The sequence below is a fragment of the Vibrio sp. 1727 genome (assembly GCF_033344415.1).
Lineage (GTDB): Bacteria > Pseudomonadota > Gammaproteobacteria > Enterobacterales > Vibrionaceae > Vibrio > Vibrio alginolyticus.
On record NZ_JAWPOT010000006.1, the window covers coordinates 1 to 13,209 of the forward strand.

The following is a 13,209-nucleotide window of genomic DNA, read 5'->3' on the forward strand; positions in this document are numbered from 1 at the left end:
CTGAAACTCAGTATGTTGTTTAAGAACTGAACAACATGGGGCTACCATGTCTTCTCATCGAATTAAGCAACAAAGCCTCGTGTTACTTTTCTGCTACTGACAAGCGCAAGTATCACCACGATGACAGCACCAGCGATAGCCACGTGAATTATTGAGATTTGTTCCATTTACCCAGCCTATTGATTGCTTGTTATTTTGATATAAATACAACATAGCGCATATTCAACAACAGATTTCTAGGCCAGATCACAGACCTCGAACTCACCAAGTGGCCACCAACCCTTTAACATATTATTTTTAAAGGCTTCGTGGCCACTTTACTGTATTTACGTCCCCGCCACCTGACATAAACGCTACGTAAATAACATTACAAATCAACCAGATAGCCCCAAGACCCACTCTATGGGAATCCGTGAGATTCTATTTCCTGTCCTATTTTGGGCTCTGACTACATAATCCTTCCTGACTGAGCAGTTCGCTCACATATTGAAACATTTGATAAGGACTAAACCATGGAAAACAGAATCCCAGCTTCCATCCAAAAAGATATTAAGATTCTGACTAACCTACTGGTTGGTAACGAAAACTCTCTGGTTAACGAGCAAGATGAAACTGTAGAACTGGTCGCATACGGAGACTCTGAATTTGGCGGCCTGATCATGGCCTTTAACAACTCTGAGTCGCTGATCTGTACTAACGGAGAGTATGACCACGAACGTTTCTTAAGACTGACCGATCACTTCAGAACAGAATCTGAACATCTAGTAGGTAATACCCACATACTGACAACTAAAGTAACCTTCGAGGGTGTAGAACCTGCGGAATTTGAAGCCGTGTACGACTTTGACAATAACAAAGGACTGCCTCTGCAGATGTACCAAGCTTATGAGTACCTTCGCTCCAACCTTTCGCTTCCGTTGGACATTATGCTGGAAATATTTGGTGCGATTACCAGTGCAATCACATTCCACCAAGAGGAGTTATTTCATACCGGACTAGCCGGAACGATGGGCGACCACTTTGATGTCGAAAGAGCTATTGCCCACGATGTAAGACTTCAACACCAAAGCGACTAACACTTAAGTCTGTTTATTCAGACCGCACGAAAAATAAACACATATTAATTAAGCAACTAGCCGTGAAATATCGGTGACGGCCTCTTGCACCCTGAAATCACCGCTTAAGTTATTAAGCGGCCAATACAACACGGAGATTTATTATGAACAATTCAGTACAAGCTATTATTCCGAAGCCACTGACAGCCTATGTTGAGGCATATTTAGGTCTTATCACCGACCCGTTCTACTCGAATGAAGACCTGGGCATTAACCCAAATAAAAACCGAATATCTATCGGGGCAGAAAATATTGGTCCAGGTGCCTTTAGTATTTGTCACAATTCAGATGTTTTCACGAATGATCAGGAAGAAAACGCTCGTCGCATAAATCATTTCATCGACAGTGAGTTTCTCATCTATTTCGAAGTTCCAGAAGAACTCGACGCGCACTCAGAGTTTGCAGGCATCCACTTTGAAGATAAAGAGTTCTGGTCATCTTATGATTATCAAATGCCTGGATATCCGCAGTTCCTATACGACTTTCTCTCACATTTGATTGAAAGCAAGTCCTATTCCGTCGAAGGCACGCTTGCCATCTTTGGAAGCCTATTACATCAAATCACCGTGCCTTACTGGGGTGAGTTCATGGATGAAGAAGAGCTCCAACAAACCGAGGTTTCTCGTCTCCTTGGACTGCATTTTGACATTGTAACCGCTGTACGACATGACCTCGACTACAGTCAGCAACACCACTCAAAGATTACACAACCAGCTGAAGCTTAATGAATTAGCACTCAGTGGGAATGGGTGAGACACACTCTGATAGGACGAAATCACAATTCCATTTACATTCTACGGGTGGCCCCAGAGAGGCCCCCATTCAACAAATTTTTATGTTTAGAAGGATTCAATATGAACACTAATATCCAAACTAATGCTGTCACAACTGTCGTATCTGGTGCCCTTTCTCCGGAAGCATCATTAAACGATACACAAAAGAAACTCCAGACACTTAAAGATCGTGCCGCCGCTAATACCGTGCCAAGCCAAACCGTACTTGAACAAGCAAGAGTGGGCGAAAGCGCAACTCCCTTCATGGCTTTTTCCGTTGAGCATGAAGATGTGAATATTCACTGGATTGATACGCCAGAGAAGAAAGGCTACATCCTGTGTAACGGTAATGGTTGCCCGCTATGTCGTGCTGGCAACAAAGCATACAACCGCCTACTGCTACCTGTATTTAACTTCAGCTCTCGTCAAGTTGAGATTCTGGCAATCACCGATGCTACCCATCCCAAAGCAGCTCTGCCGCAAATCCTGCCAGTTTTTGATGCTGTAGAGCCAATGATGATACTCATGAGTCGTCACCGTAACAGCTATACCGTGGATTTAAAACCGATACCTGAGAACATCGATCTGGGCCAGTCAGAGATCGAAGTTTTTAATAATGCCTACGCTAACGGGGAGTTTAAACTGAGCGACGTGTTCCAGAAGTGTTCTAGCGAAGAGCTGGCAGCAATACCGAGTATCCAAGTGATGCTTCAATGTTATGGCTACACGGCGGCTTAACAATGAACTCGTCTCTGAATCAAATCAGCAGCGCTATGGCGCTTGCTGGTTTCAGAAAAGAAAATAATGGTCTCTATGTCCTGTCACTTCTTAAGAAGCACCCTCACCTGCTGATTAACTGGGCGGTAGGTGTGGGTAAATCTACCAATATGGATCAAGTGATAGAATATGGCATAGAATCAGGTCAGTATGATTTGATCATCGTGCTGGCCCCCACTCGCGCTATCATCAATGAGCGCGACTATATCCAGTTCCCGCCTGAAAATATCAAAATCACTAATCTCCGCCCGCGTCCTAAAGAGCTGTGCGGTAAGCAGCGCAATGCTGACTGGGCGGACTATGAACAGCGTGGCCTTTCTATACTTGGTAAACGCACTATTTGCGCCTTATGTCCTAATCAAGAGAAATGCCACTGGAAAGATCAATTTGGTGATGTTTTGCGCGGCACCCAAGTGCTCTTCGCTACCCAAGCCCATTTGACAAATGACTTGAATTTTATTGCTCGAATGAAAGCTAAGTGTGAAGCTCAGAATGTACTGGTTATTTTTGATGAAGCGACGGTATCGCTAACACCATATAGCCGCACTATCACGCAAGAAGAAATAGCGAACCTAATCTTCTGTTTGTGCGAATCAGACATCTCTCAGAAGCGCAAGGCCGCCAGCGTGTTTGCCTTGCAAAGCCTACTCAATGCAGCAACAGATGACCTGAGAGAGCCTGACGTATGGTCTATGCCCTCGATCTATCCGACGGAAATCCGAGAGCTGGTTACTATTGGGGAGCGCCACTGGCCGGGAGAATTCCGCAACATTCACTTTGACCTGCAAGCACTGATGAATTCGCCTTTAGATTCACGCGAGAAAACCGAGTTCGGTGATATACGCTTTTCTGCAACACCACTTGCGGCGGACTGCGATGTTCTACTCTACAGCGGCACGACTCATGAAACATTGCTGAACCATAAGCTGGGGCTTAATTTTCACAATTTCTATCAGGACACAGCCTTTAAAGGCGATGGTACTCAGTGGCTGAATATTGCCTCTTCTCTGGGTACATCTGGTCATTTCCTGAAGAACTCCCCACAGATATTGGACTTTTTTCTTGAGTTAACTCTCAAGCGCATCCGGGAAGGTAAACGAGTGCTGCTGATCTCAAAGAAAAAGCATAAGCAATATTGCATTGATACGCTGAATGAGATGCTAACCGTCCGTAGTATAGATGATGTTCAAATCGTCGATGGCGAAGAATACGATTCCAATGGCACCATCACTCAGATACCAGTCATCCACTACGGTGTAATTGGCATTAACCAGTTCGAGCAATTCGACTGTGCTTACTGTCTGAATAGCTACTACGTTACCAAAACCATATTAGCGAATGCCCTACAAGACATGCGAGCCAGTGATGAGCAGCTGGAAATGGAAATCAAAGTACTGCCGAACCCTCGCCGCCGTCATGCCCGCATTGCTGACAATAAGTACCGATATACCGATGTAGCTCAACTGACTGACCCGATGTTGCAGACCCTAGAAATGGGCACCGTGATACAGGCTGTAGGCCGAGTGCGTCCTTTCACATCGCCATGTGAGGTTATTACTTTCCAGAACAATCCGCACCCTAACTATCAGTACGATGCTGAGTTCAACAATCTGGCAGAAATACGCGAGCACTTCGGCATTGATAGTCAGCGCGCACGAACAACTGGTACTAAAAAGCAAGAAATACAGCAACTTAAACAACAAAGCTTAACACAAAAGCAAGTTGCTGAGCAGTTGGGTATAGGCGTTCGCACCGTCCGTCGCTACTGGAGTGGCCAAAAGTCCTAATAAAACCATTTTTATAGGGTTGCTGGCCACCCGGAGGCCCTACGTTTCCAAGAGAGAATATTGATTATGAATTTATTGCCCGCACTAGCAAAACGATTTAACGAAGCCGAATTCGAGCCAAAGAAAAGTGCTATTATATTGCCAATGCTGCCACCACTAGATTCAGCGGCGGTGACGTACATTGGAACCCAAGAAGACTTGGAAGATCTGATACATCTAGCTCATCAGTTGCCATTGACCGGCGTGTCACTAGACTTTGAGTTTAAGTTCAGCCGCCTCGCAATCCCACTTCGAGGTAACAAGCAAAAACAGGATATCCGAAGTATTCAACCCCTATTGATGGCTGTTACTTTGATGACCAACACAGGCAATCAGTTGCATCTTCACAATTATGTTATTGATTTAACTAAACTCAAAGATACGAAACGACTTCAGCCATTACTTGATCTACCCACGACCTATATCGCCCACCATGCCAAAGCCGAGTTACATTGTCTCTGGCAACTGGGTCTGACTGAGCCTCGCACTATCTGGGACACCTGTATCGCCGAGAGAGCACGATATCTGGGCCTGCATGTGTTTGACAATGATCAGGTATTTGATTCAGAGAACGCAGAGATTTGCGCCAGAGCAGAGCACGCTGAAAACAATCGGATCCGTTATGCATTGAATACCGTGGCGAGCCGCTATGATATTCACCACCGATTCAATTTGGTGAAATCAGACTTGCAGCACTCCTTTATTGACTATGACAGTGGAGAATTTACCAGCGAGCAGATCCACTATGCAGCTGAAGACGCTATTGTTGCAGCAAAGCTTTACCTTTCTCAGATGCAGCAGTTAACCCTCCAGGGAAGTTACCACCACCTTATCACGGTGGAGATGCCCTGGACCATCACCAATGCAGCCATGGAGTGGCATGGGGTGAGTGTTGATCGGGAAAAATGCAACGCTGTGCTCAATGCCAGTACGCCTAAGCTGGAAGCGCTCAGAAGTCAGCTGGCACAAATGGGGTTAGACAATCCCAATAGTCACCAACAAAAAGAAACGTTTTTCCGTCAACTCAACTTACTCGATCATTTTAACAAGGGCGGCAAATACAGCTTCAAGTTACAACTATTGAAAGATCTGGCCCATATCCACCCTGCTATCGGCCTACTGGCTGAATTTAGCAAGGTTCAAGCCATTGAGAGAGATATACTGCTTCGGCCTACTATTATCGGTTCCGATAGTCGCGTGCACCCAGAGCACAAACAGCTGGAAGTCGTAACCGGGAGACAATCTTGTGCCAGCCCGAACCTGCTCGGACTACCTGGCGCAATGCGCCCACTCATCATCCCGAAGACAGGAAATGGAATCGGTGAAGCGGACTATTCCCAGATTGAAGTCGGCATCACAGCTGCGGTCTACAGCGATAAGAATCTGATTGCTAAGTTCAACGCGGGGGATATCTACACAGTCATGGCTCAGGAGTTCTATGCCAACGACCTGGATGACGAAGATCGGCAATGCGATTCCGACACTTTCAAGCATAAGCACAAAGACAAGCGGGATATCATGAAAACATGTGTACTCGGTATTCTGTACGGCCTATCCCCCTTCGGACTGGGTAGCCGTCTTGAGATATCAGAACTCGAAGCCAAACAGTTGATGAATCGGTTCCTAGCTATGTTTCCTACCCTGAAACACATGATGGAAACCGCGCCACAACAAGCAGCATATCGGGGTTGTGTGAGCACCAGTACCGGATTACATCGCCACCGTTCTAATAGCGGTGCACTAAGCCGCCACGAGACAAACTGGATGGTGAATATGCCTGTTCAAGGAACAGCTGCCGCTCTGTTTAAGATCGCGGGGAATCGACTCTACCAACTTTACAAGCCCTATGGTGCTAAGCTGATCTTGGCTATGCATGATGCCTTTATCTTCGAAGCCCCATTAGACAAGATGCCAGAGGTTGGACGATTGACAATCGACGTGATGATTCAGACTGTGGTTGAATTCTTCCCTGAACTCAAGCCACGCATCGACCTGAATGACTCTGCCACTCATTGCTGGACTAAAGATGGGGATGCAGGCAGTGTTGAACGTTGGATTGCAGAGCGTTAACAGTATATGGAGGGGTTAGCAATGCTACCCCCACAATCAGCCTTTAGCATCTGATTACGACTATTCAGAACCCGCGTAATATTTTAGTAATTCACCTGGCTTTTTGATCTTGCTGAGCCAACGATTTACCGATTTTGATTTATCACCCTGACCATCTGACAAATTAAATTTATCGATGATTTCATACACTAACTGTGTTTGCGCATACTCTTTTTCATCGTTGGTCATGTGGTAGAGCCAGCCTTTTAAGAACACCAGCTTAACTGTTTCCTGAGACAGGTAGACTTTTTCCATGTCTTGTTTGTCTGTCGTGCTCTCTGCCTTCTTTTTACGCCCAGCCTTACCAAGCTGGTTAGCTAAGAAAAGATCGGGACACTTTACCTGTCTTTTCTTCTTCGTTGATCTTTCCTGCACTTGCTCTTCTTCAGCTTTCTCTATCAAAGAGTAAATCAGAGGGAGCAAGCGCTTAGCTTGATTTAAGGTCCATAACGATTCATGCTCTTTCAGGAAGTGAGTCAAGTTGAGCGCCAGTACTGCAAAAACATGGTGCCCTCGGATTTTCGTATCTGACGTAAGATCTTTTGTCACCTCCGATACGGTCCCTTTATCAACACAGTACTGCGTCAATTGAAACCAACTTTCTTTGCTTCTCTCTAAAGCAAGCTCATATGGCGGCACAAATGGCTTTGTCGGTTCATCTTCGTCAATAAGCGCCATTATTTCTGAAAACTCAATACTGGATACCATATCTGATACCAAGGTATCGATGCTTCGCAACGCTTTGCCTATCAGCTCATACAGCCGCTCATCTTGCTGGCTATGCTCAACAAGTCTCGGAAGAACATTCATCACGATCGAGAAGTTTCTCTCACTCACATTCAGCAAAAATTTGCAATGCTCAGTACAGTGGCGAAGATAAAGCTTCATCAAGGATCCATAAAACAGATCTAACTGAGACCAGCCGTACGCTTCTGTTCCAGGTAAGTGTGTTCTTTTATGTTTTGGATGGAATACGTCCAGATCATCTCCGTACAACTTTTTCATAGTAATAATATCTGGATCGCTGCTACTGATTATGTAACCCATTGCCCCTCTCTTTTCCCAGCCAAATCAAAGGCGCATAGTACAGCAATTGGGAATGACCACCAATCCTATTACATGACTTTAAAAGACTCTTAACCACGTGGTATCTCCAACTCCGTGGCGATTGCTGCTGGCGTGTATGGCGGCTCAAACTTAGTCAAGATGTATAACCAAGGCGATCTATACACAGCCATGGCGCAAGAGTTCTTTTGTGATGAGTTAGAATCAGAATGCCGCAGCTGCGATTCGTCGGCCTTCAAAGAAAAATATTCTGAGAAACGATCCATCATGAAGCAATGCACACTTGGCCTAATTTACGGTATCACCAGCATTGGAATAGCGAAAAAACTCAATATCAGTGTCAACAAGGCCTCGGAACTGATGAATAAGTTTCTATCGATGTTTCCCGAACTACAAAAAGCCATTGAGAGAATGCCCCAGTATGGCGCTCTGCGAGGCCATGTAAGCACTGCAACGGGATTGCACCGATACCGCCAATTGGACGCTAAGCGCGGCCATACTGAGAAAAACTGGATGGTGAACATGCCAGTGCAAGGTACAGCTGCGGCACTGTTCAAAGCAGCCGGAAATCGACTTCATCAATTGTATAAAGGTTACGACGCCAAATTGATCGTTGCGATGCACGATGCCTTTGTTTTCGAAGCACCGAAAAAACACCTAAGCGCAGTCAGCGAGTTAACTGCACAGATCATGACCCAAGTAGTGCAGGAGATGTACCCTCAGTTGAAGATAAGAGCCGATATCAACATAAGCCAACCAGATTGTTGGACCAAAGATGGTGATCCGAACACACTTGATGTGTGGCTAGCTAAATGACCAGAACTGGACGCAAGGCCTAATGGATTTAGTATTAAGGTTTTGTGTCCACTTTTTCTGTTTCTCAAATAGTGATTAGTGGGCAAATCGATACTTAGTTGATTGGATAGCTCTCTTAGTGGTACCAATTCCCTAGCACACTTATGCCCCCTTTTCTTGTTATCACTGAAGCTAATTAATTTCTCTTGGATGAAAGTTCCCCTTACCCAAAGTTTTCCGAGGGCGCGTCGAAGTAAGCAATTTAAAAATTATGCGTCATTTTGTAATCTAAGATCCAACAACTCTCGTTAACCTATTGATTATCAAATGAACTATGATTGGAAAGGCTGCATGATAGGAGTATGAAAAGCTGCTAAAAGAGTTAAAAGCATTCTATAGTGGAGAAATAATGTTCGAGTTTCAGAGAAATAAAGCAGAATATTTGTATCACCATACAAAAAGTTATACCGCGATTAACTTTATCCTCAAGAATAACGTTTATTTTAAAATGCAATCAAGTGTGTATACTATATGCCGTTCAATGGGGCTAAAAATAAAGGAACTATATGTTTAATAATAAATTACTTTTAGTAGGGTTGTCGTTAGCTGCGTTGGGTGGCTGTACATCTGTTCAATACAATGGTTCGCCAGCGAACTCGGTCACTAAAGTTGACTATCCATCTGTTGGTGAAGTTAAAACAGCTTATGTCGGAGACCATTTGGTTAGCAAAGGCACAATGGCTGAAATGAGCGTATTACGCGTATCAAGCATGATTAAAAGTTTGGCGTATGACATACCTCAGGGTGACTACAATCAACTCGGATACGATAACAAGCAACAGTTTTTCTCTCCTGTTGGCGTTATTAAAGCGGCATTAGCGGACCCTATACAGGGCATTGCCGTAGAAAATAATCAACAAAATGAAGTTTGTTTTGTAACCATCTTTGGTGCGAAGTCTTGTGTAGATGATGCTTATGGTAAGTTTACTATCACTAAGAAAATGTCCCAGTTCCAAGACAGTTTCCAACAGACTTTGATATACAGCGGTAAGGTAGGAAATAAAATCAATATTAGTTACCGTGAGTTTTCCAATGACATGGCAAGACCAGCTTTTAATAATGAAGCAGAGTATGACCTAAGTGAGTCGAATCAAATTGGTTATAAGGGCGCTGTGATTGATGTTTTGGAAGCCGACAATACCAAAATTACATATCGGCTTATCAGAAACTTTCCAAACTAAATATTAGCCCACGAAGAGGTATAGTTTTTGGGAATGGTTGTACAGACTCAGATATATCTTCAATTTGATCTGCTCCAGTCAGAGTGGACACTGAACTTAAGTGAATTTTCCATACTTGAAGTTATTCGTGTTTTGCTACTTTAAGTAGAAACTCTAAGTAACTTCTGTCCAAAAATAATTTGGAGACACTCAGAACTCAAAAATCAAGTGTAATCACTGCGTGAACGAAAGTGGACGACATTCCTTAATGAGTCATTTACTAAGGAAACACGTCCACTTTTGTGAGCCTCATTGCCCCTTAACAAAAAAAAGCAGAGGGTTCTCCCCTGCTCTTCTGGCGCTCAGTCAATCATCTATAACCTCGTCGGCGACAATACCGATCAAAAACCCAGCAACTCCACCAGCTAAAGCACCGTAGGCCCCATAGTACCTAGCTCCGAGAGCTGCACCTATTTTCGCTGCACGAATACCTGTGTTCTTTTTGGATTGGGATGACGATTGTGAAAAGGTTCTGCTTTGCATGTTTGCCTCTTTTATATATGAAAAAGGACCATGCTCAGTAAAGAACATGGTCCTCTAATTTTTTGTAACACTGCTTAGTGAGAGTGACCACACACCTGACAGCTACCATCATCATAAGCACGCTCACCGCATGCCGGACAGGTTGTTACTAGGGTTGTGATTGATTTAATCGTCATATAAAGACTCCTTATTGTTTATTGGATGAAGTAATGGGGTGTTGCGAAGCTCATTGATACCTCGGCCTAGAGAGTCCAATTCGAAACCGATGTACCTTGAGCCAAGCTCCGCAACGAAACTTATTGTGCTTTACCTTTAGGGGTATCTAGACCGCATTTCGCCACATCCATGACTTTGCCATTCATGGTTCCACAGGCATCGGCATACCACTCAATACGTGGGCCAGACTGAGAGTAAACTTGTTTACCTGCTTTCCCATTCCAGGATTTTTCTATCTTCGAAATGTCAGCCGGATTACCGCCGAGCGTACCGCCAGCGAATGATGATGTGGTAGCGAATAGACACGTTAGACCTAGCAGGATGATTGATTTTTTCATTGTGTTGTTTCCTTGAATACGTCATGACGCCATCGGTAAAGGCACCGAAAGCGAGAATGGTTAATAGTTTAAAGAGGGTGATCGACAGGTAGTGTCGAGACGAGTGAATCAATTTCACTCAAGTTATATATGCCTTGTCAGACATACGCTGTGGCGACCAATAAAAGCTATAGCAATATCAGTAACCTTATGAAGTTTAGCTAGAAATAATCGGATTCTCTCAAAGCACGACATGCCCTGACGAGTGGTCTATCTAAAATGCGTAGCATGAAAGAACACGACACCCTAGCGAAAAGACTTGGTATTATTTTGACCCGTTTGAATACGGGAGAACGGCTATATCTGGAAGAATTGAGGCGAGAGTTCGGTGTGAGTGAAAGAACCCTGCAGAGGGATTTCAATGAGCGATTAAATTACCTCCCTATTCAACGCGAAGGTGCATGTTATTTTCTTGATCCAAAAGTCTTGGGTAAGCAGACTAACCACGAAATATCAACATTACTTGCCAACATGGGACTCGACACCCTGTTTTCAGGCAAGCACTACCTGAGTAACGGAGTGCTTAACAACAAACCGACGACGCCGTTTCTATTCAAGAACCCACGGATTGAAGACATCAGCGAAAACGCTTCTATGTTCCAGAAACTTATCGAATCGGTTCAACTACGGCACGTAATCAGCTTTGTCTGCGATGGACAGGCCTATGATCAGTTCCACCCATACCGGTTGGTGAACGATAGAGGACTCTGGTATCTCGCCGGAGCACACAGAAACCGCCTAGATTTACTCAGAGTTGCCAGAATTTCCGAGTTAGTCCGATATGAGGACAAATACTCTCCCGATACTAACGTCGAGCAGAGCATCACTGGTTGGCGATCAGATGTTGAGTTAATAACTCCTGTTGACGTGGTTATACAGATTCGGGGACGAATTGCCGATGCCTTCTTCAATGAAAGCACCGACCATGATTTTCGAATGTTGAAAGTACTGGATTCCGGAGACGTATTAGCCTGTAACCAAACCAATAACATTCCACACTTGCTTCGTCAGCTAAAGGCGTGGCTTCCTGATGCAGAGGTATTGTCACCCGACTGGTTGCGGTACCAGTTGAAGCAAGAACTTCAGATCTACCTGAACACCGTCATGTAAAAGCCACAGTTCCTAGTCAATCACCGTCTAAATCTTGGTGTTGGCTGACATCTCCGTCGTAGACACCCCGCTACATAATCAAGCCGCGAGTTACCCAACTCCTCGGCCCTAGCCTTGAACATTCCAGTATGAGCCATTTTCTTGTCTTTCCATGCTCCGCATACAAAGCCCTTGACTTGATGGAATCGTAGACTGATACCGAATAAGGGAAAACTTAAAACGTTGCTATTTTTTAGTACATCCTAATAAACTAATAAATAACCCGCTAGGGGCCGAATTGTTAATAATATATAGCTATTGAAATTACAGATTCAATCACCTCTGGCTATCGTTAGAGTGCATCACGTTTAACGAAAATTGTCCGTTTGGCGATCCATTACCCTTCCTCATTGCCAGTAATAGTAATGGGGCCGGAATAGCCGATTACTAATCCGTCCCCCATCAACCGGCCAGTTCACCTTATAACAATGTGATTTAGGCTCCGTGGCCGCTTTGACCTTCCACAAACACAACGCACCTGTTTTCAGCCCTTGCTTTTACATGTAGCCATGAGTCGAACGCTAACTTTCTCGGGAATTTTCCCTGACAGTTCCAACTACTGATTTGACACAAGGTCATTCAGATCTCCTCCTTTGGCTTTGAAGTTCAAGGATTTTCTAATCCCTTGGCTCGGTGACCAGTAATGAAAAGGCAAAAGCCATCGCACCTTGTTTTCACTGGCATGATGGCTTGTCCAATGTACAGACCAGAGCAACGTGAAAATTTCTCCTGTTCATTTCTTGTCCCGGTCTGGTCGTTCCTTCAGTCCACAGTTAGCTTAACGTCATCGTAAGCTTCCATTGCTACATAGCTGATAAAGTTAGCCTGGTAAGTTTTAAAGAAGTCCTGCACATCTGGCCTGCTTAGTGGTACTTCGCCCATGAACCGGATGAAAGCGACATCGTGAGTCACATCGAAATCAATTTCTTTCTCAAGTTCAGAGTAAAGGCCAGCATAGGAAAAGTCAGTCAGGTAAGCCAGATGCCAGCAGTTATCTTTTTTCTCAAAACGTAGCTCTACTGGGTGAAATCCTCCATCTTCGGGTGTATATAAACTATCACGGTAATTAAGCGTAATTGCGGTAACGTCATTGTTGATTTGATGTTTACTGACTTCTTCATTAATTAGTTGTTTAAAAGCATCAGACACAGGTAGCCCTAGCTTTTCGCCATAGGTCAGTTTCATAATAATTTCTCTTTGATTTTTCGAGGATTGCGCTCTTGATTAGTGCGCAGTATGAAAGG

General features: G+C 44.3%; 12 protein-coding genes. 8 read left to right on the forward strand and 4 right to left on the reverse strand.

Annotated features, from left to right (window positions below; translation table 11 throughout):
* The first annotated feature begins 512 nt into the window (after positions 1–512).
* From R8O10_RS07930 to R8O10_RS07950, 5 genes are all read left to right on the forward strand, one after another.
* Entirely contained in the window at positions 513–1,076 is a 564-nt protein-coding gene (locus tag R8O10_RS07930) for a hypothetical protein (protein WP_169643913.1), read from the forward strand.
* Between the two features lie 143 nt (positions 1,077–1,219).
* Positions 1,220–1,840, forward strand: a complete 621-nt coding sequence (locus R8O10_RS07935) for a hypothetical protein (protein ID WP_169643911.1) — start codon at positions 1,220–1,222, stop codon at positions 1,838–1,840.
* 129 nt (positions 1,841–1,969) lie between these two features.
* Positions 1,970–2,626: a hypothetical protein gene (locus tag R8O10_RS07940; RefSeq protein WP_169643909.1), complete on the forward strand. Its 657-nt coding sequence runs from the start codon at positions 1,970–1,972 to the stop codon at positions 2,624–2,626.
* Between the two features lie 2 nt (positions 2,627–2,628).
* Entirely contained in the window at positions 2,629–4,452 is a 1,824-nt protein-coding gene (locus R8O10_RS07945; protein WP_169643915.1) for a helix-turn-helix transcriptional regulator, read from the forward strand.
* A gap of 66 nt (positions 4,453–4,518) precedes the next feature.
* Positions 4,519–6,561, forward strand: coding sequence for a DNA polymerase (locus R8O10_RS07950; RefSeq protein ID WP_213965039.1), 2,043 nt, complete (start codon positions 4,519–4,521; stop codon positions 6,559–6,561).
* Positions 6,562–6,621: 60 nt separating this feature from the next.
* On the opposite strand, the gene R8O10_RS07955 is transcribed toward R8O10_RS07950, so the two are convergent.
* Positions 6,622–7,647, reverse strand: a complete 1,026-nt coding sequence (locus tag R8O10_RS07955; RefSeq protein WP_169643906.1) for a hypothetical protein — start codon at positions 7,645–7,647, stop codon at positions 6,622–6,624.
* Between the two features lie 114 nt (positions 7,648–7,761).
* Between R8O10_RS07955 and R8O10_RS07960 the strand changes: the two genes are divergently transcribed.
* A complete protein-coding gene (locus R8O10_RS07960; protein WP_225492308.1) occupies positions 7,762–8,481 on the forward strand; it encodes a DNA polymerase in 720 nt (239 codons plus the stop codon).
* A 545-nt stretch (positions 8,482–9,026) separates the two neighbouring features.
* Complete coding sequence (locus tag R8O10_RS07965; protein WP_025607861.1) at positions 9,027–9,701, forward strand: hypothetical protein; 675 nt, start codon at positions 9,027–9,029, stop codon at positions 9,699–9,701.
* 345 nt (positions 9,702–10,046) lie between these two features.
* Here R8O10_RS07965 and R8O10_RS07970 read toward each other — a convergent pair whose 3' ends face one another.
* Positions 10,047–10,223 carry a hypothetical protein gene (locus R8O10_RS07970; protein ID WP_019280745.1) on the reverse strand — a complete coding sequence of 59 codons (177 nt, stop codon included), beginning with the start codon at positions 10,221–10,223 and terminating at the stop codon, positions 10,047–10,049.
* Positions 10,224–10,519: 296 nt separating this feature from the next.
* On the reverse strand, positions 10,520–10,777 hold the full coding sequence (locus R8O10_RS07975; protein ID WP_169644533.1) for a hypothetical protein: 258 nt from the start codon (positions 10,775–10,777) through the stop codon (positions 10,520–10,522).
* Positions 10,778–11,044: 267 nt separating this feature from the next.
* Here R8O10_RS07975 and R8O10_RS07980 point away from each other — a divergent pair, with 267 nt between their 5' ends.
* Positions 11,045–11,926: a helix-turn-helix transcriptional regulator gene (locus R8O10_RS07980; protein ID WP_169644535.1), complete on the forward strand. Its 882-nt coding sequence runs from the start codon at positions 11,045–11,047 to the stop codon at positions 11,924–11,926.
* Between the two features lie 801 nt (positions 11,927–12,727).
* On the opposite strand, the gene R8O10_RS07985 is transcribed toward R8O10_RS07980, so the two are convergent.
* Positions 12,728–13,150: a DUF2787 family protein gene (locus tag R8O10_RS07985; protein WP_169644537.1), complete on the reverse strand. Its 423-nt coding sequence runs from the start codon at positions 13,148–13,150 to the stop codon at positions 12,728–12,730.
* Positions 13,151–13,209: the final 59 nt, after the last annotated feature.

Bases quoted from the DNA above. Each gene is read 5' to 3' on its own strand.
- R8O10_RS07930 (WP_169643913.1), top strand. From the start codon at position 513: ATGGAAAACAGAATCCCAGCTTCCATCCAAAAAGATATTAAGATTCTG.
- R8O10_RS07935 (WP_169643911.1), top strand. From the start codon at position 1,220: ATGAACAATTCAGTACAAGCTATTATTCCGAAGCCACTGACAGCCTAT.
- R8O10_RS07940 (WP_169643909.1), top strand. From the start codon at position 1,970: ATGAACACTAATATCCAAACTAATGCTGTCACAACTGTCGTATCTGGT.
- R8O10_RS07945 (WP_169643915.1), top strand. From the start codon at position 2,629: ATGAACTCGTCTCTGAATCAAATCAGCAGCGCTATGGCGCTTGCTGGT.
- R8O10_RS07950 (WP_213965039.1), top strand. From the start codon at position 4,519: ATGAATTTATTGCCCGCACTAGCAAAACGATTTAACGAAGCCGAATTC.
- R8O10_RS07955 (WP_169643906.1), bottom strand. From the start codon at position 7,647: ATGGGTTACATAATCAGTAGCAGCGATCCAGATATTATTACTATGAAA.
- R8O10_RS07965 (WP_025607861.1), top strand. From the start codon at position 9,027: ATGTTTAATAATAAATTACTTTTAGTAGGGTTGTCGTTAGCTGCGTTG.
- R8O10_RS07970 (WP_019280745.1), bottom strand. From the start codon at position 10,223: ATGCAAAGCAGAACCTTTTCACAATCGTCATCCCAATCCAAAAAGAAC.
- R8O10_RS07975 (WP_169644533.1), bottom strand. From the start codon at position 10,777: ATGAAAAAATCAATCATCCTGCTAGGTCTAACGTGTCTATTCGCTACC.
- R8O10_RS07980 (WP_169644535.1), top strand. From the start codon at position 11,045: ATGAAAGAACACGACACCCTAGCGAAAAGACTTGGTATTATTTTGACC.
- R8O10_RS07985 (WP_169644537.1), bottom strand. From the start codon at position 13,150: ATGAAACTGACCTATGGCGAAAAGCTAGGGCTACCTGTGTCTGATGCT.